Source organism: Pseudarthrobacter sp. SSS035 (genome assembly GCF_023273875.1).
GTDB lineage: Bacteria > Actinomycetota > Actinomycetes > Actinomycetales > Micrococcaceae > Arthrobacter.
In genome coordinates, this window is record NZ_CP096882.1 from 2,697,161 (window position 1) to 2,721,864 (window position 24,704).

The window sequence follows — 24,704 nt, forward strand, 5'->3', positions numbered from 1 at the left end:
TCATTGCTATGCCCACTGCGCTTGAAATGGCAGGTCCCATCCTGGAAATGATGACCTGGCTGTGCCTTCCGCCGGGGCTTGCCCTGCTGTTCTACTCGGGCATCCTTCGGCGGTTTGTGCACCCCTGGAACGTTGCGGAAGCGGTGGTCTACGCGGACACTACCGGAACGGGCTTCCGCTGGTTTGACCGCAAGTTCCAGGTCCACCACGCCCCGATGTCACCCCACGACATCAAGGACCTGGCCGTGGGCGACACGCTGCCGATCTACTACCACCCCAAGCGCCCCACGCAGTGGCAGACCGCAGCGCCCGAACCGGTGGGGCGGACCGCCGTCGTGCTTGGCCGCGTGCTCACCGGGATCGGTGTCGTGGCACTCATCGCGGGCAACCTGCTGCCGATGTTCTGACGTTCAGCGGCTGAGTCTGCAGCGGCTGAGTCAGCGTACGACGGCGGCCCCCGCCGGAGCGGGTCAGCCCGCGTTTCGCGGGGCAAACATGATCACAGCCACCCCGACCAGGCAGATGACGGAGCCCGCGATGTCCCACCGGTCCGGGCGGAAACCGTCGAAGACCATTCCCCACGCCAGCGAACCAGCCACAAACACGCCGCCGTAGGCGGCAAGGATCCGGCCGAAATGGGCATCCGGCTGCAGGGTGGCCACAAAACCGTAGAGGCCCAGGGCAATCACTCCCAGCCCTGCCCACCACCAGTCCTTGCCCTCACGGACTGACTGCCACACGAGCCACGCGCCGCCAATCTCGGCAGCAGCGGCCAGGATGAACAGCACGGTCGTTTTGGCGACCGCCACGGTTTCAGCAGGAATACTCACAGTCTCATCATGCCAGCCGGGAATGCGGCCACCCGGCGGGAGGTTGGGCCTTACATGCAACGCATCGGATTCCTGTCCTTCGGCCACTGGGGCCCCGGCCAGGGCTCCCGCACCAGAACCGCCGGCGAGGCCCTCCGCCAGGGCATTGAGCTGGCGGTGGCCGCCGAGGACCTCGGAATCGACGGCGCCTTCTTCCGGGTGCACCACTTCGCCCGTCAGCAGGCCTCGCCCTTCCCGTTGCTGGCAGCCATCGCCGCCCGGACCAGCCGGATAGAGATCGGCACCGGCGTCATCGACATGCGGTACGAAAATCCGCTGTACATGGCCGAGGAAGCCGCGGCCACGGATCTGATCAGCGGCGGCAGGCTGCAGCTGGGCATCAGCCGTGGTTCACCCGAGCCCGCCCGGAACGGGGCCGCTTCCTTCGGCCACAAACCGGCAGAAGGGGAGACCGACGCGGACATGGCCCACCAGCACACAGCCCAGTTCCGGCACGCCATCAGCGGCGCCGGCGTGGCCGAGGCGGACCCGCGCTACGCCGGGGGAGCCATCGGCCTGTTGCCGGTCCAACCGCAGTCGCCGGGCCTCACAGAGCGGATCTGGTGGGGCGCCGGAAGCCGCAACACCGCCGTGTGGGCGGCTGGCCTGGGCATGAACCTGATGAGCTCCACCCTGCTCACCGAGGACACCGGCGTCCCCTTCGACCAGTTGCAGGCGGAGCAAATCCAACTCTTCAGGGACGCCTGGGCCGCGGCAGGACACAGCCATCAGCCGCGGGTCTCTGTCAGCCGGAGCATCCTGCCAATCGTGGATGACGAGGACAGCAGGTACTTTGCGGGCAGCGCGCTGCGGGACAGCCGGGATCAGGTGGGCGTCATCGACGGCCTGACGGCACGCTTTGGCAAGACCTATGCGGGCGCTCCGGATGTCCTGGCCGAACGGTTGGCGGCCGACGCCGCGGTCCAGGCCGCGGACACGCTGCTGGTGACAACGCCCAACCAGTTGGGCGTTGACTTCAATGCCAAAATGCTGGGAAACATCGCCCGGTACATTGCGCCCGCCGTCGGCTGGACCCCGGCCCGTTCCTGATCCGGCGTAATTTCCGCTGGGTGATCCGCCCGGAAGGGAATATCCTGAGAAGGTACGGGCCACGGTGGCCCGGCTTTTTGTCACGGCCCAGAGAGGCTTAACATGTCCGAAAAGCTCCACCTGACACCGGAAGATGAGTTCCCGGAAGATCTTTCCACCGTTCCGGACCGGGAACTGCAGGTTCTGGACAGCCAGGTGCAACGCCAATTGGACTACGAGTACGTGGCCGACGGCGAGCCGAATCCGGAGACGGAGTTCAGGCACCACGACCTCGATGAGGAATTCGAAGACCGGGACAGCCGCTGACACGGGAACCATCCACAAGCCACAGCCGTTAGGCTTGTAGCGGGCTTTGGGGGCAATGCGCCCTACGATTACTGCGTGACTGCGGAACGGTCAGGAGAGAGAAATATGGCTCGCGCCGCTTTAGGTTTTACTGCATGATCCGGCTACGTCAGCTGGCACAGGCGGCTTCCGTACTGACCACGCCATTGGCACCGGAAGATATTCTGGCGCTCTTTAACCCTGTCTTCTCGGCGCGCCAGCTGCGTGGAGTGGTGACCCGTGTGGTCCAGGAAACGGCACAGTCGGCCACCATCTTTTTCCGTCCGGGCCGCGGCTGGCATTCCCACCTGGCTGGCCAGTGGGCGCGCATCGGCGTTGAGCTGGACGGCGTCCGCCACTGGCGCTCTTATTCGCTGAGTGCTCCCGCCGGCAAGGACCCGGCCATCACCGTCACAGACGTCGGCGCTGTTTCCGGAACCCTGGTCCGGACCACCAAACCGGGCGACGTCCTTTTCCTGGCACCCCCGCAAGGCGACTTCGTCCTGCCCGAGCACCCCAGGCCGCTCCTGATGGTCACCGCCGGCAGCGGCATCACTCCGGTGATGTCCATGATCCGCACCCTGGTTCCCCGCCGTCCGGATGCCGACGTCGTCTTGGTGCACTCCGCCCGCACGCCCGGCGACAGCCTCTTCCGCGAGGAACTCGCCGAACTGGCTGACCAGTTCCCCAACTTCCGGCTTGCCCACTGGTACACCGGCGAACAGGGCCGGATGGACCTGACCAACACGGCCGAGCTCGATGAGATCTGCCCGGACTGGAAGGAACGGGCCGCTTACGCGTGCGGCCCGGACAGTTTCCTGGACGACGCCGAGGCCCTGTGGAAGCAGGCGTCCCTCACCGCCGGTGCCCCCGGCTCCGATGTTGCGCTCGCCGGCGATCCCGGCAACCTCATGATTGAGCGGTTCAACACCACCTTCGCCGGGGGTGTAGGGCACGACGGCGGCCTGGTCACCTTTGAGGCGTCGGACCGGGAAGTTGACGCCGACGGCGATACTCCGCTGCTCGACGTCGGCGAAGACGCCGGGGTGCTGATGCCCAGCGGCTGCCGGATGGGAATCTGCCACAGTTGCCTGACTCCGCTCCTGGCCGGACAGGTCCGTGACCTTCGCACCAACGAGGTCCACGGCGAACCCGGCCAACTAATCCAAACGTGTGTCTCGGCAGCCGCCGGACCCGTCAACCTCGAACTCTGAGGAGCAATACCGCATGTCAGTAGTTTCAGAAAGCAAGAAAGTTTCCAACACCGCCCCCACCGGAGCGGCAAAGACGCGCCCCGGAGCGCTGGCCGAGTCCGGCAGCCCCCTGGTCCGCCCTCCTGCCGCCGCGCACCTTACCGACGAACAGGTGGCTGAGCTGGGCCGCGAACTCGACGCGATCCGCGACGAAATCCTGGCCAAGCGCGGCGCCTCCGACGCCGCCTACATCCGCCGCATGATCAAGATCCAGCGCGGGCTGGAGATCTCCGGCCGCGCGGCACTGCTGGTCAGCAAGAACAAGGCAGCCTGGGTCACCGGCACCACGCTGCTGAGCTTCGCCAAGATCCTGGAAAACATGGAACTGGGCCACAACATCCTCCACGGGCAGTGGGACTGGATGCGGGATCCTGACATCCACTCCACCACGTGGGAGTGGGACTTCGTCACCCCGTCGCGCGCCTGGCAGCACACGCACAACGACCTCCACCACCGCTGGACCAACGTCGTAGGCAAGGACAACGACGTCGGGTACAACCTCCTGCGCATGGACGAGAACCAGCCGTGGCAGCCCCACAACCTGGGCAACCCGCTGTACAACGCCATCCTTTCCCCGCTCTTCGAATGGGGCATCGCCATCTACGACCTTGAGCTTGCTGAGTACCAGGCAGGCAAGAAGTCAAAGGAAGCGCTCGTCAAGGACCTTAAGGCTTTGGGCCGCAAGGTAGTCACCCAGTTCACCAAGGACTACGCCGCCACCCCGGCGGTCGCCATGCTGACCGGTTCCGGCAAGCAGGCGCTCTACGGCACCCTGACCGCCAACGCTGTCCGCAACGTGTGGGCACATGCCGTGATCTTCTGCGGCCACTTCCCGGAAGGCACTGACACCTTCACCGAGGAAATGGTGGAAGGCGAAACGCGTGGTGACTGGTACGTCCGCCAGATGATCGGCTCCGCCAACATCTCCGGTTCCAAGTTCATGCACCTGATGACCGGCAACCTGTCGCACCAGATCGAGCACCACCTCTTCCCGGACCTGCCGTCCAACCGGTACGCCGAGGTAGCTCCGCGGGTCCGCGAGATCTGCCAGCGTTACGGCCTGAAGTACACCACGGGTCCGCTGCTGAAGCAGGTGGGATCGTCCTGGGCGAAGGTCTTCAAGCTGGCGCTGCCGGGCAAGGCTGCCAGGGCTTGAGCTGACTAAGCCTTAAAGAGTGGAAGGGCCAGGCGAAACGCCTGGCCCTTCCACTCTTTTTTGTTACCCGGTCTGCTTCTTCAGGAAGGCGAGCAGGGCTTCGTTGACTTCCGCGGCGTGCGTCCACAGTAGCCCGTGCGGGGCGCCGTCGATCTCCACATACTCCGCCGACGGCAGGGCCTTGGCGAACCGGCGGCCGGTGACGTCGATGGGGAGGATGTTGTCCTCGGTGCCGTGGACAATCAGCGCGGGGACATCGATCCGGGGGATGTCGCCGCGGAAGTCGGTCAGCCAGGTGGGCTGCGCGGCGACTGATGCGGTGGCGCCGGCTCCTGCGGCGATTTTCCAGCTGGCGTCCAGGACTTCCTGGCTGAGGCGTGGCGTGCCCAGGAAGGTGTCCGAGTTGTAGAAGTTCCTGAAGAATTCCGTGAAGAACGCGTACCGGTCCGCGGTGACGGCTTCGGTGAGCCCGTCAAAAACGTCCTGCGGTACGCCTTCCGGGTTGTCCTCGGTTTTCAGGACGAACGGTTCCAGCGATCCGAGGAACACTGCGCGGGCCACCCGGGCGGAGCCATACGTGCTCAGGTAACGGGCAACCTCGCCGGTACCCATGGAGAAGCCCACCAGCACGGCGTTGTTGACGTCCAGCGATTCCAGGAGGGTTTTGAGGTCGGCGGCGAACGTGTCGTAGTCGTAGCCGCGGGTGGTCTTGCTGGACTTGCCGAAGCCGCGGCGGTCGTAGGTGATCACGCGGTAGCCGGCCTCCAGAAGGGCGGTGGTCTGCTTTTCCCAGGAGGATCCGTCCAGCGGGTAGCCGTGGATCAGGACAACGGGCTGGCCGCTCCCGTGGTCTTCGTAGTAGAGCTCGGTATCGGTGCTGTTCTCGGTTCCAACGGTGACGAATGCCATCTCGGCGGTCCTTTCGAAGCTTCGGGATCAGTTTCGGGCGCAAGCAAAAGCCAGCACCCGGCATTCCCTACTCTAGGGACCGCCCGCCGGGGCACCAAGGATGTGGCTACTGGGTGGGTTGGGGCAGCTCGCAGTTGATCTGCGGGTTGACGCCCAGGTAGTTTAAGGGCCCGGCGACGATGGTCACGGCCACCGTTCCCGCCGCGGCGCAGGACCCTGGAGCCCCGCCGAAATAGCCGCGCTGCCAGGCGGCGATTCCTCCGATGATCAGCCAGATGACAATCAGTGCTCCGAGAAACTTCATGGTGTCCTCCCATGGCGTGGCCTGTGCGTTCAAGTATGCGCCGATAACCGGAAAGCTCACAGGACCCAAAAACGCCGCCCCCTACCCACCCCCGGACGCTCTCTCACTTTTGTGAATCGCAGCGCTAAATGGCGGCGTTTCTTCAGCGGTAAATGACACGCCCGGTTGGCCGGTAGGGGATCCCTTACTGGGGGTGGGGAGGTAAGGCAGCCGCACCTAATCGCGCGAGACCGTCCGCAATGACGTCGGTAACTACGCGGGAGTACCGTCCGTCGGGGTCGAGGTCAGGGTCGAACACGGTCACTGACGCCCCGATGGCCCATGGGGCGAGCTGAGCCAGAAGTTCCGTCAGTTCATTCGCGGCGAATCCTCCTGGGTCGGGACTGTCTACGGCTGGCATCACGCTGGGATCGAGTACGTCGACGTCGATCTGCAGCCAGTAGCCAGCGCCCGCAACTGCAAGAGCTGCAGCGGCGATGGCGTCCGGGGTCTGAGCAAGGGCTTCTTGAGCGGAGACGACGAGGCCCAGTTTCCGACGCGCTTCGGAAGCCTCTGCATCATCGTCTCGGTGCCCTATGTGGACGGTACGAGCAGGGGGGAAGTACGGCCCGAATCCGTCCATATTCGCGATTGCTGGCCAGTGCAGGCCAACGGCAGCGGCAAGGTCTTCACCGGCGACGCTAGCGCACTCCTCGCTGTTGCCAGGGTGCCGAAAGTCAGTGTGGCCGTCTACATGAACCAGGCCAGTCCGGCCGCGCCGCGAGAGAGCGAGGCCGATTCCGAGTAGGACGCTGCAATCTCCGCCGACCACCAACGGAGTGTTTCCCGCTTCGATAACACGCGCCAGACGATCGGCAAGTCGATGGGCGTGCTCGGCCATCGCAGCCTCGTTGCGAACATGGCCAGCCGAACGAGTGGTGTCGTCATCGACGTACCGACCTGGAAGGACTACGCCAGCGTCAATCGCCCCCACTTGTGCGAGCCGCTTGAATAGACCGGCTTCTCTTAGGGCCTCGGGTGCTTTGGCTGTGCCGGGCACACTGCCGCGTCTTGGAGGCCGCAGGCCGAGGTTACTTGGTGCAGACAGGATTGCAATCACGTTCCTAGCCTGCCAGAGCGACCTCCCGCCCCCGACATCGGCGTCTCACTAGGCGATCGTCTTAGCGGGCATACGGATGCATTTCGAGGACGGCTTCGACTTCGCGGTGGACACGGTCGTGGTTGAAGGGCCGGAAGCCAACGCTGTCTGAGATGCGCCTGCCGAGCTTGGCGAACAAGGCGATCGAAGCGCGCAGGGCCTTGGCAGAGTCCGCTGCGTCGAAATGCCCCCAGCACTGTTCAAGCGCTTGCTGAGTGTCGGCGTCCATCCATTGCCGCATGCGGGAGCCCAGGAAGCGCACATCGTGGTCAAGCCCGTGACGCACGTGATGATCCCACTCGATGAAAGTCAGCAGGGATGCTTTCAGGTCTCTGTCCCGAATCTTGCCTGACCATGGCTCGTCCCGGACGATTGCCTTTGCGCACATCAGTGCAGCCGCGTACCCCCAATTCAGTTGCTCCTGGAATGCCGCTTCGTCGGGCAACGAAGTCCCCGCCGCCTCCAGGTGCAGTGAACCGGTAATACCCTCCTTGTCCACGAGGACGGTGAAGGGCCGCTCACGGCGGATCGTTTGCAGCGCGTCAGCGCTGATAACGGTCAGGTCCAGCTTGCCTCCGATGTAGTACACCAGACGAGCCGGGTGCCAGCCGGGAGTAGCCAGGCGTTCGACAACGAGCACGTCCCCGAGGTGATCCCACCAGGAATCATCTGCAAGGAGCGGTGTCGGGTCCGTAGCGTAGATCTCGATATCGCGATCCGACAGGGGGTGCGTCTCATACGCTGCGGCTGAACCAGTCATCACCATCGCCCGCACGTTCTCGTTGTTCTTGGCCCATGCGGTCAGAGTATCGATTGCGTTGTCGTAGTCCACGCATCCAGCGTTCCACAAAGGACGGCGCCCAGCCGCGCTAGATCATGGAATCAGCCCCGTCATCGGTGTGCACCGTTTTCTGACATTCAGTGCGGGGGACTCCGGAAAGAGGTCACCGGCGCAGTTCCGCAGGTCTTCTGGCATGGCGCGGCGGCGTCCCTCAGTCACTAAGGTTGTGTTAATGGGCAAGCGTTCGTAATCAACTCAGCCTTTGAGGAGAGCTTTGCTTTGAACCAGACCGATTTCGCCATTTTCCTGAATGGCTCCTATGGCGTGGGCAAGACATCCACATTGGGGCATGTTGGTGACCTTCTAGCTGAAGCATCCATGCCTTTCAGCTTGATGGATGTGGATTGGTTCCATCGATCCTGGCCGCCAGGGGAACATGACCCAAACAACACCATCACCGAGGCCGCCAACATGGCACTGGTGTGGCAGAACTACAGAAGATCAGGCCCCCGACAACTCGTTGTTAGCGGCGTACTTGCAACTTCACAAGACCTTGAACGGTACGAAGCCGCCCTAGACATGCGCGTTCGACCGGTACGCCTCATTGCTGACGAATCCGTGATGCAGTCACGACTTCATAGTCGTTACACACCAGAACAAGAGCCGGCTCTTAGCTGGCACCTCGACCGCTACAGAGACCTCAGCTTGAAAATGGAGCAAACTAATCTTGACGAGGCCACGATTGACACGTCAACAGCCGAGCCTCGCGATGCAGCGGCCCATGTCCTGCGGCACTTTTTCGGACAGGACATAAACGACCGTTCGTGAGACGCCTCTGACGACTGATCGCATCTACGGCCTGTCCTGTCTCATGATCCGTGTCTGCTATCTATGTATGTGAATCGCAGCGATAAATGGCGGCGTTTTTGCAACGCTCGCTCACTTTCTTGAGAAGAGTGAGAGAGCGTCGGCAGGGGGCAGGGGGCAGGGGGTGGGATTAGGGGCGGGCGCCGAAGCCGCCCCCGCCGCCCGGGCCCTGGGCTGCGGTGTACTCGCCGGCCGTCACGGTGCCCACCTGATCGGCGCCGTCCAGGGCACCCTCGCCTACGCCGGCGCTGACCGTGGCCGTGCCGCCGGTGTAGACGGTGTACTCCTCACCCTCGGTGATCGCTGCCGAGGAGAACACGAGCGACGCCGTCGTCTTGGTGGTCACGAAAGCACCCACCACAGTGCCGCTGGAGTCAGCGATCTGCACCACGGTGCCGGCCGGAACCGATGACCCGAGCGTCACCTGCACGCCGGACTGCGTCGAGGAGGTGCCCGGCGTGACCACCATTCCCACGCTGCCGGCCGCCGCAACAGTGCCGCCGGTGACGGTCAGCTCGCCGTTGACGTCCAGGGCCCCGTTGCCGGAGTTGGTGGGGCCGTTGACGACGACGGTGCCGCCGGAGATGCTGGCGTTGCCGTTGGAGTCCAGGCCGTCGCCCTGAGCATTGATGGTCAGCGAGCCGCCGGTGACGTCCACGGTGTAGTCGCCCACGGCCATCTCGCCGCCCCCGCCCATCCCGCCACCGGAAGTGGAGGTGGAGGCCCCGCCCGAGGCGTTCACGCCGTCGTCGTTCGCGGTGACGTTGGCCGTGCCGCCGGACATGACGATGTGCTGGGCCTCCAGGCCTTCCTCAGACTCCTCCACGGTGGTGACGCCGGCGGCGATGGTGAGCGTGTTGAAGGCCTTGATGCCGTCGTCGCTGGCGCTGACGTTCAGGGTGCCGCCGTTGATAAGGACCCAGCCGCGGCCTTCGTCCTCCTCGTTGTCCGACTTGAAGCCGTCGTCGCCGGCGGTGACCTGGTACGCGCCGTCGAGCAGGACCGCGTAATCCTTCCCCACGATCCCGTCGTCCGTGGCGTTCACGGTGACGGTGCCGGCGGCCAGCACCAGGCCGTCCTTGGAGGAGATGCCGTCGTTGAAGTTACCGTCCACGCTCAGCGATCCGGTGCCGGCGATCGTGAGATCCGCCTGGGAGTACAGCGCCGCGTTCGGGGCGTCCTCGGCGGTGTCCGCATACGCGGACGCGTCGCTCAGGGAGTTGGATGTGCCGTCCTCCAGGAACACGATGGCTTCGTTGGCGCTTTGGACCACAAACGGCGAGCCGGTGGAGCTGGTGATCTCGGCGCCGTCCAGGATGATGCGGACCACGTCCTCCTCGCCGGCGGCCACCACCACCTGCCCGTCGGACAGCGACCCGGTCAGGCGGTAGGTGCCGGGCGCGCTGATGGTGACGGTGTCGCCGTCGACCGTTACAGCGTCCGATGACGAGCCGGAGGCTACTTTGCTGCCACCGTCCGCCAGGGTCACGGCTACTTCGGAAGCCGCGTCCCTGGTGAGGTCGTCGGCGTCGTAGTGGGTGTCGGCGGCGAGCGTGTCCAGGGACACCGCGGCTTGGGCGGTCCCGGACGTGGTGGATGAGTTGGAACTGCCGGTCGAGCTGGAGGTGGTCCCGGTGATGGAGGTCCCCGTGGCGGTGCCGGCGGCGGAGCAGCCGGCCAGGCCGACGGCGAGGGCGAGGGCGGTGACGGACAGGGCGGTGCGGAAACGGTTCATGGTGTGTTCCTTCGAAGTCAGTGGGGGAGGTGGGTCAGGCGGCCGGGCGGAGGTTCATGGTGCTGCGGAGCGTCCGGTTCCAGCGGTTGGCTGGCAGGTCCGGACAGAGCGCGGCCATGCCGGTGGCGAACTTGGAGATCCGGGAAGGCCGGATCCCGTAGGCCCAGAGGTGCCGGTCCAGCGGGCCGGACGCCGAGCCGGACTTGGTTTCCAGGATCACGGCACCGTCCAGGACCCAGGCCTGCTCGCCGGGCCGTTGCCAGGTGACGTCGGTATCGATGGTGGCCCGACTGCCGGATTCCGGGAGATAGAGCGTGGTGCGGTGGTAGCGGGTTTCGAGGACCGGCCCGAGGGGTCCGGCGGGCGCTCCGCCCACCGCGGCGCAGAGGGTTTCGTGGACGTAGTCCAGGCCCTCTGCAGTCAGCCGGGAGCGGTCAGTGAGGTCGTACGGGATGCGTTCCTTGACGGTGGCTTCGCGGGCGCCTTCGGTCTTGACCTCGAGGAAGCTGATGGCGCTGTCCACATAGGTCCTGGTGCGGACCTTGTACCGGCGCCGCCGGCCGTGGGCGGCCAGGAGGTAGCTGTCCAGCTGTGCGGTGTCGAAGTACACGGAGTCGTAGGCGAAGCAGCGGGAGCCGTCCATCTCCAGGACCCGGACCTCGGCATCGAGCGTGGCCAGGAGCTCCTGGGCCAGGTCCTCGGGGACCACGTACTTGCGGTCCACCCGGGTCTGCAGCGCGGCTTCGGCGTTCAGTTCGTCCAGCCCCACGGCCGGTAGCCCGCTGAGGCTGCTGACGACGCCGGCGCCTGCGGGGGCGCTCATGCCGCACCTGCCGAAGCGTGGACGGGTTCTGCTGCACGCTCGGTTTCTGCCGCACGGGCGGGAGCGGACGACGTCGGCACCGGTTCCTCTGCGGGGAACGGCACCGGAGGTGCCGGTACTGCGTGCCGGGGTGCCGCCGTCGTCATGGCCGGAAGGTACGCCACGGCTGCCGGGGCGGCCGCGGGGGTGTAGGCGTAGCGGACGTCCACGATGGTTTTGTCGTTGACCAGGTCCAGTTCCTGGACGGTGGCGGAGTGGACCTTGCCGTGCAGGACTTCCTCGAGCCGTGCGTACAGTTCGCCGTCCTCCGCCAGCGCCTGGTCCAGGATGACCGTCTGGTGCCGGTGGGCGGGCAGGACACGGGGGTGGTCGCCGACGAACATCACCAGCAGGATCAGGCCCATCAGCGAGGCGGTGAGCCAGACGGGTTCGAAGCCAAGGCCCGCGATGAGTCCCAGCGCCAGGGCCGAGAAGTAGTAGGCCACCTCGTGCTGCGCCAGCTCGGTGGAGCGGAGCCGGATGATGGACAGGACGCCGAAGAGGCCAAGTCCCAGGCCAATCCCGGCAGCGGAGCCGGACAGTGCGGTGGCCACGGCCAGGACGCCCACGTTCATGCCCAGGTACGAGACCACCAGGTCGCGGCGGCGGTGGCGGCGGAGGTAGAGGACGAACGTGAGGATGCTAATGGCCGCGAGGTCTGCGGCGATGAAAATGAGGGAAGTCATCGGGATTCTCCGGAATCTGTTGGTGGGCTGTTCTCTACGATCCCGGGCGATACTGTGCGGGTGCTGTGACGGAACCTAGGTCCGAATATGAGTGTTTTCCCTGAGTTCATCTGCGGTTTCCCGAGGCGCTGTTTTCCGGGGCGCCATGCCGCGGCCGTTCCTCCCGGCGGACTTCGACTCGATAGGATCAGACCCGTGCTCCGACTCAAACGCCTTGCGGTTTTCTGCGTGTTCGCGATTTGCGTCGTCACCGCGTTGGCATTCTGGGCACGCGGACAGTCCGGCGCGGATGCCCGGGGAGCCCTTCTTCCGCCGCCCCGGTCAGAGGCGAAATTCGAAACGTCCTCCACCGGCCTTACCACTGCCGTGAATATCACCCGGAACGCGGACGCTGAGTGGCTCAACCTGGCTGCCGCACAAACCGGTATACCCGCCCGCGCGCTTCGGGCCTACGTGGGTGCGGCCAGCGCGGTCAATCATTCCGCTCCGGGGTGTGGGATCGGCTGGAATACGGTGGCGGCGGTCGGCTTCATCGAATCCGCCCACGGAGCTTACGGCGGCGGAAGCCTGACTCCCGCAGGGCAGGCGAGCGGGCCAATCATGGGCCCGAGCCTGGACGGCAACGGCTTTGCCGCCATCGCTGATACGGACGCCGGCGTCCTGGACGGAGACGCTCGCTGGGACCGCGCCGTCGGGCCCATGCAGTTCATTCCCACTACCTGGGAGCTTGCGGGACGGGACGGGAACGGTGACGGAATTGCCGATCCCTTCAACATCGACGACGCCGCCCTCAGCGCCGCCGGCTACTTATGCGCCCACGGCCGCGACCTCACCACCGCAAACGGATGGACTCGGGCCATCTACTCCTACAACCAGTCCGATTCCTACGTGGACCAGGTGCGCCGCCAGGCCACGTCCTACGCAGGAAAGACGGGCACAAGCGGATAAGAGGGGCATCACCGGATAAGACGGGGCGGCTGCTGCCTTCTCGCGCGCAGTACCTCGACTACCGGCGCAGCGTCCCGGGCTGGTGGCCGCGGTTCAGGCCCAGGGCCTGATCCTCAGCCTCTTGTGCGGCGCTTCCGGCCGTGTTCCCTGCAGCGTTCCGGGAGAAGAGGAACCGCTGCTGCACCACATAGCTGACGGCCAGGAGCGCGATTTCGGCCAGGATCTTCGCCGGCAGGGCGGCCACGGACAGCGAGTCCAGGGCCGAGATGAGGCCGTAGTTGGCGGCCAGCAGGACCGTCACCAGGCCGAAGTACCGCACCCCGGCAGCGGCGGCAGGCCTGTCCCGGCCGTGCTCGAACACCATGCGCCGGTTGACCAGGAAGTTCACTGCGGAGCTCACGGCCCGGGCGCCCACCACGGCCACCAGCAGCGAGTCGGTCACCAGGGTCAGGAGCAGGAAAACCACCGTGTCCACGAGGAACGCCGTGAAGGAGGACGCCAGGAACTTCAGCAGCGGCGCGTAGATCCGGACCGAGTCCGCCACGGGCCGGAAGTGGGACCCCGAGTTGTGGTCCAGGTAGACGGTGGCGATGTCCACCGTGCTTATGGCGTAGCCGGCCGGTTTCGCTTCCAGCAGCAGGTTCAGTTCGTACTCGTAGCGCTCGCCACGGACAGAGCGAAGCCACGGGAGCATAGCGGCCGGATAGCCGCGGAGGCCTGTCTGGGTGTCGGAGATGCGCTCGCCGGTGGCCAGGGTGAACAGCAGCCGTGTGGCGCTGTTGCCGAATTTGCTGCGGGCGGGGACGTTGCCGGTGAAGTTCCGGGTCCCCAGCACCATGGCGGGTGAGCCGGGCTGCACCGCAGCCGCAACGCGGAGTATGTCCACGATGGTGTGCTGGCCGTCGCTGTCAGCACACACGACGTTCCGGTCCGGCAGGTGGTCGGCGATGAACCCGAACCCGGTCTTCAGCGCGAAGCCCTTTCCCCGGTTGCGGGCATACCCGATGACGTGGCACCCGAGTGCCTTGACGCCGTCGAACACGTCCTTGTAGGCGGGCCCGCTGCCGTCATCAACCACCACCACGGTGGCCCACGGTTCGGCGTCCCGGATGGAACGGATCAGGGCAGGCAGTTGCTGGTCCGGCTCGTAGGCCGGGATCAGGATGATCATGGCGGGCCCTATTCCGCGATGTAGAGGATGTCGGAGGTGCCGCGTTCCTTGTTTTCGCCCAGCGGGTTGTTCACGAGCTCGCCGTTGAAGTACATGGTGGAGGATCCGCCGCCGTCGATGTTGTACGCGGTGGTTGCCCCGAGGCTCTGCATGATTTCGGCCAGCCCGGTCATGGTCACGCCGGCGCTGTAGCCGGGGCTGCGGCCGTCCACCACCACGAACACCAGGTGGTTTTCGTCGATGATGCCGACGGCGGTGCGCGGCTGTTCGCCCTGGATGGAGTGGTTGCCGAAGTTGGTGTCCACCTCCACGTCCTCGATGCCTTCGGCGACTTCGCCGTTGTCCAGCAGGGACGGGCCGAAGGAGAGGGTGTTCCAGACGCCGTCGGCCAGGAGCTGCTCGGCGGTGGTGGTGGTTTCGTCGTAGACCTTGACGGTGCCGTCGCGGTAGAAGGCCAGGCCCTGTCGGGCGCCTTCGTCGCGGAACACCACACCGTTGCGGATCACGATGCCGGTGTCGCGGAAGCCGTAGTAGTCGCCGTTGATGGCGAACACGGCGTTGTTGGCTTCGGCGATGGCCGAGGTGGTTTCGGTGATGTTTTCGCCGAAGCTGTCGTTGGCGAACGCGGACTCAAGGGTGGTGGCATCATCAAGCACGACGTCGGCAACGTAGTAGGTGACGGTGCTGTCGCCGCTGCCGGTGGTCACCGTGGAGATGTTGATGTTCGAGCTGTCCGACACGTAGGAGGTGTCCGTGGTGACGGCGCTGGCGGCGGAATCAGTGGTGGTGTCCGCCGTCGTGCCCTGGCTGGTTCCCGTTTGGCTGGCCTGGTACGCGGAGACGTCCGAGATTTCCACGTGCTGGGCCACAAAACGGTCCAGCGCCCAGGCCGTGGCACCCCCTGCCGAAAGCGTGAGGGCCACGGCCCCGGCGACGACGGCGCGCCGGACCCGGCCGCCCTTGCGTGGTTTGTTCTTGAGAGGAGTCATGCCTCATTTGTAGGCAGCCAAGCTATCGCTTCGATTTGCTGAGGATGTGCTGAGGCTGTGAAAGGGTGCGCAGTTGGCCGACGGCGCCGAAATCGCCGGTCAGCGTCCCGCACGCCGGAACGCTCCGGCGAACGGGAAGCTCTCCGGCGAGTTCGCGCAGAGCGGGCAGGCGCGAGGTGCGGCTTACTGCTGCCGTTGCGGTGTCGACTGCTGGCGGGCGGGGGCATCCGCCGGGCAGAGCCGCAGTGCGAGCTCCTGCAGTTCCTTGGGGTGGAATGGCTTGGTCAGGTAGGCAGCAGCGCCGGAGGCCATTCCGGCCAGGATGTCGTCCTCCTCGGACCTGGCCGTGAGGAACAGCATGGGAGCCGTGCTTAAGGCACGGATTGCCCGGGCTACGACGTGCCCGTCCATGTCCGGCAGGCCAAGGTCCAGGGTGATCAGCGCAACCGATGGTTCAGCGGCCGCGGCAATTCCTTCGGCACCGTTGGCAACCGAACGTACGGAAAAGCCTGCGCGGGTCAGGACCACCGTGATCAGACCGCGGATGTCGTCGTTGTCCTCGATGACAAGACAGATGCGTTTTGTTTCCATGAAAGCCTCTCAGCCAGCTTTGCCACCAGTGTACGGGGCCGGTGGGACGAAAAACGCCACAATGACATATTCCGCAAACCGCCCGTCCGTCATCTCAGCGGACACCTCGATGGCCGCCGCCGGCGGGGCCGGGTTCAGCCGTCGTATTGGGTCCGGGCCGGCCCCTGGCCCAGCGCATTCACCACGGCCGCGGCGACGATATGCAGCTTGGAATTACGGGTGCTGGACGCCGCTTTGAGAAGCTCGAACGCGTCCTGCTGGCTGCACCGGTTCTGGGCCATGATGATGCCCACCGCCATGTCGATCACCGTGCGTGATTCGAGGGTGGCACGCAGATGCGCCGCCGTCTCGCTGTAATGCGCGAAACGCACCGCAAGCCGCAGGGCCAGGGAGGTCTGGCGGACGAAATCCTCGGCAGCCTTCAGGACGCGGCCTTCGAAGCGGGAGGTCCGGTGGGAGTACAGGAGCAGGGTGGCTTTGGTTTCCCCCTCCAGCCGGAACGGGATGGCCAGGACTGACCGGATGCCTTGGTCCAGGACGGCGTCGCAGTATTCGGGCCAGCGCGCTTCGTCTTTCACGTCAGCAACATGGACCGTCACCTGCTCCAGCGAGGCAGCCATCCCCGGGCTTTGCTCGGACTGGCATTCAATCTGGCTGACAGCGCGGGCAGCGGCGCCGCTGCTGGCAATGGTGGCCGCCTTGCGCTGGCGCAGGAGAGTAATGCCGCACAGCACTTCGTCGCCGGGTTCGGAAAGGGTGCTGGCCGACACCCGGGCAAGCTCATCCAGGAACTCCTCCACATCGGAGCTGTTGAGGAGTTCTTCGTGGAGGTGCTCGGTGATTGATGTAGCTGTTCTTGCTGTTGACTCGCTGGCCACGGTTCTTAGTGCCATTCGCTCAGGTCAAACGACCCGGTAACCCTCCGCATAACCCTGCCGTAGTGGCAAAAGGGTGGCGACGGTCGCTGGATCGACGAACTGTCCAACGGCCTGCTGCTAAACCGATATCCAGAAGTATATACAGGCCAGAGCCTTGGGAAGCGCCACAAGGCGGCCAGGCCAGGGAGGACTCAAGGACTACCTGCTTACCGTGCGGGTGGCACCGCCGGGGATCCGGCAGTGAGGCCTCTGGGCTTGAAACTACAAGGAGTGCGGCGGGTTCCCGAGCGCCCGCACGAGAGTCCTTGCACATCGGACACCTCACGCCTCGTCGACGAAAACTGAGTACCCTGCCCGTCATCCAAGAGGTCGTGGCCGGGGAGCCCCGCAAAAGTCCAGTACTGCTACGCGTTGTTGGGACCAATGGGGCCGGGAAGTATGGGCGTCATCGATCAGCCGGAAGCAAGGTCCCTTAGTGGTTCCCGATGGCTGTGCGTCTCAGCATCTGTCTTTACCCCCAGCCCAAAGGAGTCTCTCTCATGCGCAAAATGACCAAGAAGAATCGGGTCCTCGCAGCAGCCGGTGCACTGGCACTGGTAGCCGGCAGCGGCGGTGCGGCCTACGCCTACTGGACCACCCTGGGTTCCGGCTCCGGCGAAGCAGCTAACTCGGCAGGCGGCGGCACCGTTGCCCTGCACGCGAATTTCACCACTGGCCTGGCCCCGGGTGACTCACGTGTTGTGACGTACACGGCCGACAACCCAAGCACAACCACCAGCACAAAGGTCGGGGAACTGACCGCCAGCGTGAGCACCGACAAAGCCGGTTGCGATTCAGATTGGTTCAGCGTTACGGCCTACACCAGCAACACCACCGTCGCGAAGCTCGATACGGGCACCCAGGTGGGCAGCGGAACCCTGACGTTCTACGACCTGGCAGAGGTCGATCAGCAGGCCTGTAAGGGTGCCGTCGTCAAGATCACAGTCGGCAGCGTCTAATAGTCTTCGCCGGCGGGGAGGAGCAGAACCTCCCCGCCGGCGAATTCCACCTCCTCCCGCTCAATTCAGAACAGGCCAGAAGGGCTGAACGTGCAGAATGATTCTGGGTACTTCCGCACAGTCATGCGAAGAACCACCACCGTAGCCAAGGTGCTGCTGGTGGGTCTTGTGGTGATGCTCGTTTCGGCGGGCACTATCTTCGCGGCCAGCCAGGGCGGGAGCCAGGGCAACAACACAAAGGGCGTCACCGTCCAGGTGAATCCCTCCAGCCGGACGGTTGACCGGGGCGACCCGGTCAACTATTCGGTGTCCCTGACCTCCACCAACGGGTTCAGCGGCAGCGTCACCCCCACTGTTTCGGGCCTGCCGGCCAGTACGACGGCGGCCTTCGCACCGGCGTCGGTTACTCTCGCGTCGGGCAAGACGGCCACCGTCACGCTCACGGTGGCGACGTCGGCAACCACTCCGGACGGCAAAGCGGACCTGACCATCGGCACGGCGGCCGGCGCAAGCCAGGCCGCCGCCGTCGTGGTCCAACTGCACGTCCTTTCGTCCAAGAAGTCCTTCACCATTTCCGGGAATCTGGGCACGCAGCTCACGCCGGGTGCCACGCTGCCGCTGAATCTTTCTTTTGCCAATCCCAACAACAAGAGCCTGGCGCTGACCAGCCTGTCCGTCGCCATCACCGGGATCACCCGGACGCAGGCGGCAGCGGCAGCAGCGCTTCCCTGCACGGCGTCGGACTACGTGGTGACCAACTACGCCGGCTCCTATCCGTTCACGGTTCCTGTGGGCTCCAGCTCGCTCCAATCACTCGGCATCGCTCCGGCACTGTGGCCCAAAATCGCCATGCTGGACACGGCGCTGAACCAGGACGGCTGTAAGGGTGTCACCCTGCAGTTCTCCTACTCCGGAGCAGGAGAGGGGAACTGAGATGACACGCACAACGAAAACCACCTCCCGACGGCTGGCTGCCAGGACTGCGGCAGCAACGGTCACCCTCTGCCTCGCCACGGGAGTGGGCGGAGCGTACGCCTACTGGGCCACGGTGGGTGCCGGATCCGGCGCTGCCACCAACGGCACCATGGCCACCGTCACCGTAGAGGCCCTCGTGGCCGGCGACAGCCCGCAGGCCACACTCGTCCCGGGCGGCACCGCCGATGTTGCCGTCCGGGCGCACAACCCCAACGATTACGCCGTGCAGGTTCATGCCATCCGCGGCGATGGGGCCGCGACGGTCGACGCGAACCACTCTGCCTGCAGCGGAGTAACCTTCACCAGTCCTGCCGCCCCGCTAAACCCGGTGGTCACCATTCCCCCGAACTCATCCATTGTGATCACGCTGCCGGGCGCTGCCGCCATGTCCTTGGACTCCCCGTCACTTTGCCAGGGCGCGACGTTCGGCCTGCCCGTCACCTTGGAGGCACGGAAATGAGCCGACCCATCCAGACACCGCAGAAGCGTAAGGCCCGGTTGGCCGGAGTTCTCGCAGCGGCCCTCGTTATCTCCTGGGGCGGGCCAGCAGCGAACGCCTATTGGCAGACGCTGAGCAGCAACAACGGTGGCGCCAGGGCCGATTCAATCCTTGGGATCGCCGCGCCGACGGCGTCCGCTTCGGCAGGTGCCGCCTCCGTCAGCTGGCCGTCAAGCACGACGGCGGGCGGCAAGTCGGTCTCCGGCTACACCGTTGCCCGCTATTCGTCCGAGACCGACGGCACCAAGGTTGCAGCGGGGGGTGGCTGTTTGGGCACTGTCACAGCGCTGGGCTGCAGCGAAGCTGCCTTACCGGCCGGAACCTGGTATTACACGGTTACACCTGTGCTCGGCTCATGGGCGGGGCCGGAGTCTGCCCGCAGTGGGGGTGTTGCGGCCGCGGACACCACTCCGCCCAACACGCCAAATATTACGGTGCCGGCGATGATCACTAGTGCAACGGCGGGCTCCGTTACGGTCAGCGGCACTGCTGAGGCAGGGGCATCGGTGACTATCACCGTCAAGGACGCTGGCGCCGCACACACCACTTCGCAGACGGTGGTTGCGGAAAGCGGCGCGTGGTCGGCCATCTTCAACCTGTCCACGTTCAACGATCCAACAATCTCCTATTCGGCGGTGGCCAAAGATGCGGCAGGCAACGTCAGTCTTACGGCGGCGACTGCGACGTCGAGCAAGGACACTACCGCGCCAAAGGTCACAGCGGTTGCGCTCGATAATGGAGGAACTCACTTCACTCCTGACGCTGGCGACAAAGTGACTCTGACATTCTCAGAACGGTTACTTCCTGCGAGTATTTGCAGCACTTGGCAGGACGTCCCCGGCAGTCAAACGGTGAACGGCACCGTCACTATGACGGCTGGCAACTCCTTGAAATTTGCGAGCACCGACCCTGGATGCCCGTCAGTCAGGTTCGGGACGGTGGCATTGAACTCCAGCTACTCGACGGGAGGCGACCTGACCTTCAACGCCGTCCTGGCCTGGAACCCCGGCACTTCGCAACTTACCGTCACCCTCGGCAGCTTGATCACTGGCATCCGGGATACGAAAAATGGCAACGTCATGCCAACGTACACCCCGGCTGCCGGGCTGACAGACAAAGTTGGCTACCCGCTGGCCACGACGCCGTTCGCAGGGAGCAACTCCAAGTTCTAACGTCCCCCCCAATCCAGCGCCAGCCTCCGGCTCCCTTCCCGGAGGCTGGCGTTGTGCTGCGACTTGTGGGCAGAATGAAGCACACGTTGGCGCAGCCGACAGTGGACCCGAGACCAGCCGGCAAGGACGCCGTGGAGGGACAGGAAAATGACCAGACTGCTCATCATCGGGGCCCCGGGCTCAGGGAAAGGCACCCAAGCGGTGCAGATCGCCAAGCACTTCCGCATTCCGACCGTATCCACGGGCGAAATCTTCCGGACCAACGTCAGCGACGAGACGCCGCTGGGCGTAGAGGCCGCCAAGTATCTCGACGACGGCGCTTTTGTCCCGGACCATCTCACCAACGCCCTGGTCAAGGACCGGCTCCTCGACGCCGATCTGCAGCCCGGTTTCCTGCTGGACGGATACCCCAGGACAGCTCCCCAGATCATGGAACTGGACAACATGCTGGCGTCCCAGGGCCACCGCCTCGACGCCGTGGTGGAACTCCGCGCACCGGATTCCGAACTGGAGCAACGGATGCTGCGGCGGGCCAAGGAACAAGGCCGGAAGGACGACACCATCGAAGTGTTCCGGCACCGGCTGGACCTCTACCACCGCGAAACCCACGAGGTCGTGGCGGTCTACGCCGGCCGGGGCATATTGGTTTCGGTGGATGGCAGCGGTGACCCAAGTGCCATCACCACACGTGCCATTGCCGCCGTCGAAAAGTTCCTGGCCACCCGGGTGTCCCCATGAGAATTGCAGTGACCGGCGGCAGCGGAAAACTGGGACGGCATGTGGTCCGCAGACTGACCGACGACGGCCACCAGGTGCTGAACCTGGACCGGGCGGGGGAGCGGCACCGCGGGTTGGCAATTGTGGACCTGCGCAACTATGGCCAGGTCCTTGACGTGTTCCTCGGTCTCGACGACCGGCATGACGGCTTCGACGCAATCGTCCATCTGGGAGCCATTCCGGCGCCTGGCATCATCCCGGATGCCGCCACCTTCGAGAACAACATGCTCTCGACCTACAACGTCTTCCAGGCGGCGCGGCGGGCCGGCATCAAGAAGGTGGTTTACGCCTCCAGCGAGACGGTGCTGGGACTGCCGTTCGACGTCGACCCGCCCTACATCCCGGTGGATGAGGAATACCCGGCCCGGCCGGAGAGCACGTACTCACTCGTGAAGCACCTTGAGGAGCAGATGGCGATCCAGCTGACGCGCTGGGATCCGGAGCTCAGCATTGCGGGCCTGCGGTTCTCCAACGTCATGGATCCTGAGGACTACGAACGGTTCCCGTCATTTGATTCGGACGCCAGTGCGCGGAAGTGGAACCTCTGGGGCTACATCGACGGGCGCGACGGCGCACAGGCTGTGGCGCGTGCGCTGGAAAACGGCCAGCCCGGGTTCCAGGCTTTCATCATCGCGAACGCGGACACTGTCATGACGCGTTCCAGCGCCAGCCTCGCCGCGGAGGTGTTCCCCAACGTCACCGTGACCAAGGAGTTGGGCGAACACGAGACTATGCTGTCCATCGACAAGGCCAGGCGCCTGTTGGGCTACGGACCTGAACACACGTGGCGGACCTACCACTCCAACAGGACCACGCCCACGGAAGACTGAATCGCGGAAGGCTGAACGGAAGGGTCGGCGGAGGAGGGCGGTCCCTCAAGAATTCCGCAGGCGCCGAAAGGTTGGCGCAGGATCAGCTCAATTCCCGGCCGCGGCGCGTGGCGGGCTCCTAATCTGGTGATAGGCGGGGATTTGTTGCCGCCAGCATCAATCCAGACCGTCACACTAGGACCCCGCCATGCGCACCTTCCGTTTTGGGCTGACCGCTGCCGCAATGCTGATTTCTGCGGTGGCACTGACGGCCTCGGGCCTGCCCGCCGCAGCCGTTGCACCGCCCGTTGCCCCGGGCGGCAAGGACGCAAGCGTCCGCTACCTGGTCCGCTTCACCGCGGAAACGGACGTCCCGGCCGAGGCGGCGCGCCTCAAGTCCCAGGGCCTCGGCGTCGGACGCTCCTTTTCGCACGCCCTGCGCGGCGCCGTGGTCACGGCGACGCCGGCGCAAGCCGCGGCATTGTCCCGCTCGGCGGGCGTCGCGTCGGTTGAGGTGGATGCGCCCATCACACTCTCCGCGACGCAGCAGCCCGCGCCATGGGGGTTGGACCGCGTGGACCAGCGGCCCCTGCCGCTCTCTGGTTCCTACACGTGGACCGCCGCCGGTGCCGGAGTCAACGCGTACGTGGTGGACACCGGCGTGCTCGCCTCGCACACAGAGTTTTCCGGCCGCGTGGCAGCAGGCTGGACAGCAGTGGCCGATGGCCGCGGATCCGGCGACTGCAACGGCCACGGCACCCACGTGGCCGGAACGGTGGCCGGAACCACCTACGGCGTGGCCAAGGCGGCGACGGTCGTCCCCGTCAGGGTCCTGGACTGCACCGGCTCCGGCTTCAACTCCGACGTCGTGGCCGGCCTGGACTGGATCGCCGCCAACCACGCCGCGGGAACTCCCGCCGTGGTGAACATGAGCCTGGGCGGAGTGGCCAGCGCGGCCGTGGATTCGGCGCTCCAGGGTGTCATTAACGACGGCGTTACTGCAGTGGTTGCCGCCGGCAACTCTGCCGCGGACGCCTGCGGGAGCTCGCCGGCGCGGCTCGCCGCAGCGGTCACGGTGGCAGCCAGCGATTCCGCCGACCGTCAGGCCTCCTTCTCGAACTTCGGTTCCTGCGTGGATCTGTATGCACCCGGCGTCGGCATTATGTCCGCCTCGTACAGCTCGGCCACCGCAACCGCCTCCATGTCCGGCACGTCCATGGCAGCGCCCCACACGGCAGGCGCAGCGGCGCTGCTGCTGTCCCAGAACCCGGCGCTCACACCGGCCCAGGTTGCTTCGGCGTTGACCTCGAACGCCACTGCCGGCGCCATCACGGGCGTCGGAACCGGAACGCCGAACCGCCTGCTGTACGCCGCGGGACCGGCCCCGGCACCGGCACCTGCACCCGCGCCGGCTCCCGTGGCACCTGCCCCCACCGTTACGGCCAAATCACCCGCACCGCAGTCGACGGCGGTGCCCGTTGCCGGCAACGTGACGGCCACGTTCAGCAAGGCTGTCCAGGGTGTTGGCGCCGGAACATTTGTGCTCCGGAACGGCGCCGGCACCGCCATCCCGGCAACGGTCAGCTACAACGCCACAACCAAAACGGCCACCCTCGACCCGTCCGCCAACCTGGCCGCGGATGTCACTTTCACCGCCACGCTGGTGGGCGGCGCCACCGCCATCCGCGACACCGCAGGCACGCCCTTGGCCAGCACGAGCTGGACGTTCACCACCGGCCCCGCGCCCACGGTCACGGGGTTCACGCCGGGCAGCAACTCCGTCCTGGTCCGGCGGAACAACAACCTTTCGGTGACCTTCAGTGAGCCGGTCCAGGGCGTCGGCGCCGCCACGTTCACTGTGAAGAACGCCGCCACCGGGGCCGTGGTCCCGGCCACGGTCTTCCGCAACGGCACCAGCAACCAGTGGATCCTGGACCCGCAGAACACCCTGGCAGCGAAGACGAAATACACGGTGACCGTGACCGGCGGCGGGACGTCCATCCGCGACCTCGCAGGCAATCAGCTGGCCACGAAGACGTGGCAGTTCACCACGGGTTCGTTCTAGCCGTCCGCGAGGGAAGTGGAGGCCGACGGCGGCAATTGGGGGGCGCCGTCGGCCTCTGTTGTGTGCTGCGGGGTTGTGTGCTGAGGGGAAGCATCCGGCGTCACGCCCTGGTGGTGCTCGGACCAGATATGGCCCACCTCTTCAGCGAACTGTTCCACGATCCTGCTCATGGCCGCATGCGCGGCGCCGGCCTCACCGCGCTGGATGGCGCTGGCCACGTCAACGTGCAGCTGCAGCGCTTCGTGGTGGGGCAGGTGTGGCATCAGGCCGTGCTCCGTCCGGCCGGTGAGGACCTCTGTCACAAGTGACTGGAACTGCGCAAACATGGCGTTGCCTGATGCGTTGAGGACGGCGGCATGGAACTCCACGTCCAGCCGGAGGAAGTCGTCGCTGTTGCCGCGCTGGCCGGCCGCCCACAGCCGGGCTGCCAGGGAGACCAGGTCGCTGCCGGCATCCCAGGACGCCCGTTCGGCGGCGAGTCGGGCGGCCTGCGGTTCGATCGCGCCACGGAGCTCGTTGAGTGCCTGTAGCTGCTCCAGCCGGCGGGACGAGGCCAGCCGCCAGCGGATCACCTGGGGATCGTAAAGGTTCCAGGCCTCTTCGGGCTGCACCACGGTGCCGAACCGCCTGCGGGATGCCAGCATGCCTTTGGATGACAGAACCCGGGCGGCTTCCCGGACCACGGAGCGGGAGACCTTGTGCTGCGCCTCCAGCTCGTCCAGCCGCACCACCGAGTTCGGCGCGAGGGACCCCTCCGTAATGGCGAGTCCCAGGCTCTGGACCAACGCAGTATGCCGGTCTGTAGGGGACTCCGCCTTTGGGGTTTTCATAGATAAATCATACTGGTCGCCGAAAGGGGTTGTTTAAGTCTGCCTTATTTACCTATGCTCTCTTCCAG

General features: G+C 65.5%; 27 protein-coding genes. 14 read left to right on the plus strand and 13 right to left on the minus strand.

The annotated features are described in order from the left end of the window. Window positions 1-8 precede the first annotated feature (8 nt). Window positions 9-407, plus strand: a complete 399-nt coding sequence (locus MUN23_RS12440) for a hypothetical protein (protein ID WP_248758598.1) — start codon at window positions 9-11, stop codon at window positions 405-407. Window positions 408-470: 63 nt separating this feature from the next. On the opposite strand, the gene MUN23_RS12445 is transcribed toward MUN23_RS12440, so the two are convergent. Beyond that, window positions 471-809, minus strand: a complete 339-nt coding sequence (locus MUN23_RS12445) for a YnfA family protein (RefSeq protein ID WP_305886590.1) — start codon at window positions 807-809, stop codon at window positions 471-473. A gap of 75 nt (window positions 810-884) precedes the next feature. Between MUN23_RS12445 and MUN23_RS12450 the strand changes: the two genes are divergently transcribed. The 4 genes from MUN23_RS12450 (at window position 885) to MUN23_RS12465 (ending at window position 4,652) form a co-directional block, all read left to right on the plus strand. Beyond that, window positions 885-1,919 (plus strand): LLM class flavin-dependent oxidoreductase, encoded by a 1,035-nt coding sequence (locus MUN23_RS12450; RefSeq protein WP_248764074.1) that lies wholly within the window; start codon window positions 885-887, stop codon window positions 1,917-1,919. A 102-nt stretch (window positions 1,920-2,021) separates the two neighbouring features. Continuing rightward, window positions 2,022-2,225 carry a hypothetical protein gene (locus MUN23_RS12455; protein ID WP_248758602.1) on the plus strand — a complete coding sequence of 68 codons (204 nt, stop codon included), beginning with the start codon at window positions 2,022-2,024 and terminating at the stop codon, window positions 2,223-2,225. A gap of 134 nt (window positions 2,226-2,359) precedes the next feature. Then, window positions 2,360-3,457: a ferredoxin reductase gene (locus MUN23_RS12460; protein ID WP_058931257.1), complete on the plus strand. Its 1,098-nt coding sequence runs from the start codon at window positions 2,360-2,362 to the stop codon at window positions 3,455-3,457. Between the two features lie 13 nt (window positions 3,458-3,470). Beyond that, window positions 3,471-4,652, plus strand: coding sequence for an acyl-CoA desaturase (locus MUN23_RS12465; RefSeq protein ID WP_248758603.1), 1,182 nt, complete (start codon window positions 3,471-3,473; stop codon window positions 4,650-4,652). Between the two features lie 63 nt (window positions 4,653-4,715). Here the strand turns inward: MUN23_RS12465 and MUN23_RS12470 are convergent, their stop codons facing one another. From MUN23_RS12470 to MUN23_RS12485, 4 genes are all read right to left on the minus strand, one after another. After that, window positions 4,716-5,561 (minus strand): alpha/beta fold hydrolase, encoded by an 846-nt coding sequence (locus MUN23_RS12470; protein ID WP_248758604.1) that lies wholly within the window; start codon window positions 5,559-5,561, stop codon window positions 4,716-4,718. Window positions 5,562-5,667: 106 nt separating this feature from the next. Continuing rightward, complete coding sequence (locus MUN23_RS12475; RefSeq protein ID WP_058931260.1) at window positions 5,668-5,865, minus strand: hypothetical protein; 198 nt, start codon at window positions 5,863-5,865, stop codon at window positions 5,668-5,670. Between the two features lie 184 nt (window positions 5,866-6,049). Continuing rightward, on the minus strand, window positions 6,050-6,964 hold the full coding sequence (locus MUN23_RS12480; RefSeq protein WP_371875900.1) for an arginase family protein: 915 nt from the start codon (window positions 6,962-6,964) through the stop codon (window positions 6,050-6,052). Between the two features lie 61 nt (window positions 6,965-7,025). Next, window positions 7,026-7,835 carry an aminoglycoside 6-adenylyltransferase gene (locus MUN23_RS12485; RefSeq protein ID WP_248758607.1) on the minus strand — a complete coding sequence of 270 codons (810 nt, stop codon included), beginning with the start codon at window positions 7,833-7,835 and terminating at the stop codon, window positions 7,026-7,028. Window positions 7,836-8,063: 228 nt separating this feature from the next. Between MUN23_RS12485 and MUN23_RS12490 the strand changes: the two genes are divergently transcribed. Beyond that, entirely contained in the window at window positions 8,064-8,612 is a 549-nt protein-coding gene (locus MUN23_RS12490; RefSeq protein ID WP_248758608.1) for an AAA family ATPase, read from the plus strand. A 169-nt stretch (window positions 8,613-8,781) separates the two neighbouring features. On the opposite strand, the gene MUN23_RS12495 is transcribed toward MUN23_RS12490, so the two are convergent. Genes MUN23_RS12495 through MUN23_RS12505 form a run of 3 tightly spaced genes read right to left on the minus strand, consistent with a single transcriptional unit; the run spans window position 8,782 to window position 11,934 of the window. After that, complete coding sequence (locus MUN23_RS12495) at window positions 8,782-10,386, minus strand: carbohydrate-binding domain-containing protein (protein WP_248758610.1); 1,605 nt, start codon at window positions 10,384-10,386, stop codon at window positions 8,782-8,784. Between the two features lie 34 nt (window positions 10,387-10,420). Next, window positions 10,421-11,209: a polyphosphate polymerase domain-containing protein gene (locus MUN23_RS12500; RefSeq protein ID WP_248758613.1), complete on the minus strand. Its 789-nt coding sequence runs from the start codon at window positions 11,207-11,209 to the stop codon at window positions 10,421-10,423. After that, window positions 11,206-11,934 (minus strand): DUF4956 domain-containing protein, encoded by a 729-nt coding sequence (locus MUN23_RS12505; protein WP_248758615.1) that lies wholly within the window; start codon window positions 11,932-11,934, stop codon window positions 11,206-11,208. The genes MUN23_RS12500 and MUN23_RS12505 overlap by 4 nt, the downstream gene beginning before the upstream one ends. A 195-nt stretch (window positions 11,935-12,129) precedes the next feature. Between MUN23_RS12505 and MUN23_RS12510 the strand changes: the two genes are divergently transcribed. Next, window positions 12,130-12,882 (plus strand): lytic transglycosylase domain-containing protein, encoded by a 753-nt coding sequence (locus tag MUN23_RS12510; protein ID WP_248758617.1) that lies wholly within the window; start codon window positions 12,130-12,132, stop codon window positions 12,880-12,882. A gap of 58 nt (window positions 12,883-12,940) precedes the next feature. Here the strand turns inward: MUN23_RS12510 and MUN23_RS12515 are convergent, their stop codons facing one another. The 4 genes from MUN23_RS12515 to MUN23_RS12530 all read right to left on the minus strand — a co-directional run bounded on the left by MUN23_RS12515 (window position 12,941) and on the right by MUN23_RS12530 (window position 16,511). Next, window positions 12,941-14,053, minus strand: coding sequence for a bifunctional glycosyltransferase family 2/GtrA family protein (locus MUN23_RS12515; RefSeq protein ID WP_248758620.1), 1,113 nt, complete (start codon window positions 14,051-14,053; stop codon window positions 12,941-12,943). A gap of 8 nt (window positions 14,054-14,061) precedes the next feature. Further along, the gene (locus MUN23_RS12520; RefSeq protein ID WP_248758622.1) at window positions 14,062-15,042 is read right to left on the minus strand and encodes a phosphodiester glycosidase family protein; all 981 of its coding nucleotides are present in this window, start codon (window positions 15,040-15,042) and stop codon (window positions 14,062-14,064) included. 183 nt (window positions 15,043-15,225) lie between these two features. Further along, on the minus strand, window positions 15,226-15,633 hold the full coding sequence (locus tag MUN23_RS12525; RefSeq protein WP_248758623.1) for a response regulator transcription factor: 408 nt from the start codon (window positions 15,631-15,633) through the stop codon (window positions 15,226-15,228). Between the two features lie 134 nt (window positions 15,634-15,767). Further along, on the minus strand, window positions 15,768-16,511 hold the full coding sequence (locus MUN23_RS12530) for a GAF and ANTAR domain-containing protein (RefSeq protein ID WP_248764075.1): 744 nt from the start codon (window positions 16,509-16,511) through the stop codon (window positions 15,768-15,770). 539 nt (window positions 16,512-17,050) lie between these two features. Between MUN23_RS12530 and MUN23_RS12535 the strand changes: the two genes are divergently transcribed. The 7 genes from MUN23_RS12535 to MUN23_RS12565 all read left to right on the plus strand — a co-directional run bounded on the left by MUN23_RS12535 (window position 17,051) and on the right by MUN23_RS12565 (window position 23,806). Further along, window positions 17,051-17,509 (plus strand): hypothetical protein, encoded by a 459-nt coding sequence (locus tag MUN23_RS12535; RefSeq protein ID WP_248758624.1) that lies wholly within the window; start codon window positions 17,051-17,053, stop codon window positions 17,507-17,509. Between the two features lie 90 nt (window positions 17,510-17,599). Continuing rightward, on the plus strand, window positions 17,600-18,442 hold the full coding sequence (locus MUN23_RS12540; protein ID WP_248758627.1) for a hypothetical protein: 843 nt from the start codon (window positions 17,600-17,602) through the stop codon (window positions 18,440-18,442). A gap of 1 nt (window position 18,443) precedes the next feature. Next, on the plus strand, window positions 18,444-18,944 hold the full coding sequence (locus tag MUN23_RS12545; protein WP_248758628.1) for a hypothetical protein: 501 nt from the start codon (window positions 18,444-18,446) through the stop codon (window positions 18,942-18,944). Beyond that, window positions 18,941-20,155 carry a hypothetical protein gene (locus MUN23_RS12550; RefSeq protein WP_248758629.1) on the plus strand — a complete coding sequence of 405 codons (1,215 nt, stop codon included), beginning with the start codon at window positions 18,941-18,943 and terminating at the stop codon, window positions 20,153-20,155. Before MUN23_RS12545 ends, MUN23_RS12550 begins: the two co-directional genes overlap by 4 nt. 147 nt (window positions 20,156-20,302) lie before the next feature. Continuing rightward, window positions 20,303-20,893, plus strand: coding sequence for an adenylate kinase (locus tag MUN23_RS12555; protein ID WP_248758631.1), 591 nt, complete (start codon window positions 20,303-20,305; stop codon window positions 20,891-20,893). Beyond that, window positions 20,890-21,762, plus strand: a complete 873-nt coding sequence (locus MUN23_RS12560) for an NAD(P)-dependent oxidoreductase (RefSeq protein ID WP_248758632.1) — start codon at window positions 20,890-20,892, stop codon at window positions 21,760-21,762. The genes MUN23_RS12555 and MUN23_RS12560 overlap by 4 nt, the downstream gene beginning before the upstream one ends. Before the next feature lie 187 nt (window positions 21,763-21,949). Next, window positions 21,950-23,806: a S8 family serine peptidase gene (locus MUN23_RS12565; protein ID WP_248758633.1), complete on the plus strand. Its 1,857-nt coding sequence runs from the start codon at window positions 21,950-21,952 to the stop codon at window positions 23,804-23,806. Here the strand turns inward: MUN23_RS12565 and MUN23_RS12570 are convergent. Next, on the minus strand, window positions 23,803-24,636 hold the full coding sequence (locus MUN23_RS12570; RefSeq protein WP_248758637.1) for a FadR/GntR family transcriptional regulator: 834 nt from the start codon (window positions 24,634-24,636) through the stop codon (window positions 23,803-23,805). The two genes, MUN23_RS12565 and MUN23_RS12570, sit on opposite strands and share 4 nt — an antisense overlap. Window positions 24,637-24,704 lie beyond the last annotated feature (68 nt).